Genomic DNA, 2889 nt, shown 5'->3' with positions numbered 1-2889 from the left:
CCGGGCCGCTCCTCCTTAGGAAGGGAGGGTGCGGCGGGGAGGCACTGCTGGCAACCGTGGCGTGGTTCCCCCTCCCTAGCCCTCCCCCTTCGGGAGAGGGGACCTCGGACGAGAGACGTTCTTTTGAGTCGGCGGGGAATTGCCAGACACCTTAATAAATGTGAGCAGCACTCATAAGACGAGCGACTAGAGCCCGTCTATGAGTTGGACGGCACGCCTGCCCCCGGCTGCCCCAGCCGGTGGATCTTCAGCAGGTTGGTGGTGCCCGGGGAGGAGAGCGGGCTCCCCATGGTGATGACCACCAGCTCTCCCGCCTTGAAGGCGCCGGTAGCCAGCACGGCCTCCTCCACCGAGCGGATCTGTGCCTCGGTATCCCCCTCGATGTCGACCCTGAGGGAGTGGACGCCGGCGTAGAGGGCCATCCTGCGGCGGACCTTCTGATGGGGGGTTACCGCGATGATGGGGACGTGCGGCCGGTACTTGGAGACCAGGGCTGCGGTGGAGCCGGTCTGGGTGAAGGCGAGGATGGCGGCGGCGTTGACGCTTTCGGCGACCCGGCAGGCGGCCTGACCGATCACCTCGGCCAGCTGGCTTACCCCCTCCTCGGGAACCCTTCTGAAGACCTGCGCTTCCAGCTCGGGATCCCCCTCCACGTCGGCCGCCACCTGCACCATCATGTAGACGGCCTCGAGGGGGTAGTCGCCGGAGGCGGTCTCAGCGGAGAGCATGACGGCGTCGGTGCCGTCCAGGATGGCGTTGGCCACGTCGGAGGTCTCCGCCCTGGTCGGCCTGGGGTTGTGAACCATGCTCTCCAGCATCTGGGTGGCGGTGATCACCGGCTTGCCGGCCTGGTTGCAGGCGCGGATGATCCGCTTCTGGATGAGCGGCACCTTTTCCGGGTTGATTTCCACCCCCAGGTCGCCGCGGGCCACCATGATGCCGTCCGAGGCGTCCAGGATGGCGTCGAAATTGGTCACCGCCTCCGGCTTCTCGATCTTGGCGATCACCCTGAGCTCCGAGTCCTGCGCTCTCAGCAACTCCTTGAGCTCCAGCACGTCGCTGGGTTGGCGGACGAAGGAAAGGGCGATGTAGTCGACCTCCTCACCTATGCAGAAATCGAGGTCCTCGCGGTCCTTCTCGGTCAGGGCGGGTGCCGAAATCTTGGCGCCGGGAAGGTTCATCCCCTTGCGGTCCTTGAGGATCCCCCCGGTGACCACGCTGCAGCGCACGTCCTCCCCTTCCACGGCCAGCACCCGCAGCTCCATCAAGCCGTCGTCCAACAGGATCCGGTCACCCGGGCCGACGTCGTGGGGAAGCCCCTGGTAGATGGTGGGGATCAGGTGGTCCTCTCCCAGCACGTCCCTGGTGGTGACGGTCACCTCGCTGCCCGTGGTGAGCCTCAAGGTTCCACCCAGCATGCGACCAGTGCGGATCTTCGGCCCCTGGAGGTCGGCCAGGATGGATACCGCGCGCATGTGGCGCCGGGAGAGCTCCCTGATCAGGCGGATGACCACGGCCTTGGAGGGGTGGTCACCGTGCGAGAAATTAAGCCGAAAAACGTCCACACCGGCCTCGAAGAGGGCGTTGAGCCTCTCCGGTGTCTCGCTGGCCGGTCCGACGGTGGCGACGATCTTGGTACGACGGTACATGTGGAGCATGCGCGCGTATCCTTCCTGTTCAGTTGGGGTATGGCGGCGGCTGCCGCCTTATAAAAGTATCTGAAACGGGAAAGATAGGCAAACGCTAATGGCCACCCAGCTCGCGCCAGCGGAAACAATCGGTGAGGTGGTCGTTGACCAGGCCGGTGGCCTGCAGGAGGGAGTAGCAGATGGTGCTCCCGACGAAGCGGAATCCGCGCCGCTTCAGGTCGCGGCTCAGGGCGTCGGAGAGCGGGGTGGAGGCGGGGACCTCGGCGAGGGTGCGCCAGGCGTTTTGCACTGGAGTGCCGTCCACGAAGCGCCAGAGGTAAGCATCGAAGGAGCCTTCCTGGTCGCGTAGCGTCAAAAAGGCCCGTGCATTGTCCACCGTGGAACCGATCTTCAGTCGGTTCCTGACGATGGCCGGGTCAGTAAGGAGCCGGGCCACCTCCGCCTCGCCGAAGCGGGCCACCTTCTCCGGATCGAAGCCGGCGAAGGCGCGCCGGTACCCCTCGCGCTTGCGCAGGATGGTGAGCCAGGAGAGGCCTGCCTGGGCCCCTTCCAGGGTCAGGAATTCGAACAGCAGGCGGTCGTCGTGGACGGGCACCCCCCACTCGGTGTCGTGATAGGCCCGGTAGAGGGGATCGCTGCCGGCCCACGGGCAGCGCGGAGCTTCGGTGCTTGCCGCTTCGGGCATCGATTGCCCCCTGTCAGGCTGCGCTGTCCTGCCCGCTGCCGCTGGACATCCGTTCCCAGAGGCCCTCCGCGGGCATGGGCGCGGCGAAGTAGTACCCCTGGGCGCCGTCGCAGTGGCGGGCGCGCAGGAACTGGAGCTGGGCCTCGTTCTCGACCCCCTCGGCCACCACCTTGAGCTTCAGGGAGTGGGCCAGGGAGATGATGGCCTCGGTGATGGCGACGTCATCGCTGTTGCTGTCCAGCTCGGCGATGAAGGAGCGGTCGATCTTGATGGCGTCGATGGGGAAGTGCTTCAAGTAGCTCAGGGAGGAGTAGCCGGTGCCGAAGTCGTCGATGGCGAGCTGCACCCCCATCTCCTTCAGCGCCCGCAGGGCATCGACGTTGCGGTCGGCCTTCCCCATGATGACGCTCTCGGTGAACTCCAGCTCGATCAGGGAGGGTGCCACCGAGCTCTCCTCGATGGCCCGGGCCACCGAGTCCAGGAAGCCGGGATGGCTGAACTGCCTCCCGGAGATGTTGATGGCCACCTTCAGCCCGCCGCGGCTTTGCTGCCAGC

General features: G+C 66.1%; 3 protein-coding genes. All 3 read right to left on the bottom strand.

What is annotated here, in order from left to right; translation table 11 throughout:
* Positions 1 to 197: 197 nt before the first annotated feature.
* Complete coding sequence (gene pyk, locus VJ604_RS04380) at positions 198 to 1649, bottom strand: pyruvate kinase (RefSeq protein WP_324080163.1); 1452 nt, start codon at positions 1647 to 1649, stop codon at positions 198 to 200.
* 94 nt (positions 1650 to 1743) lie between these two features.
* Positions 1744 to 2334 carry a DNA-3-methyladenine glycosylase I gene (locus tag VJ604_RS04375; protein ID WP_324080162.1) on the bottom strand — a complete coding sequence of 197 codons (591 nt, stop codon included), beginning with the start codon at positions 2332 to 2334 and terminating at the stop codon, positions 1744 to 1746.
* Positions 2335 to 2347: 13 nt separating this feature from the next.
* A partial coding sequence (locus tag VJ604_RS04370) for an EAL domain-containing protein (protein WP_324080161.1) occupies positions 2348 to 2889 on the bottom strand: 542 nt, incomplete at its 5' end.

Source organism: Geomonas sp. (assembly GCF_035254065.1).
Lineage (GTDB): Bacteria > Desulfobacterota > Desulfuromonadia > Geobacterales > Geobacteraceae > Geomonas.
This window is presented reverse-complemented; position numbering and strand designations above follow the sequence as displayed.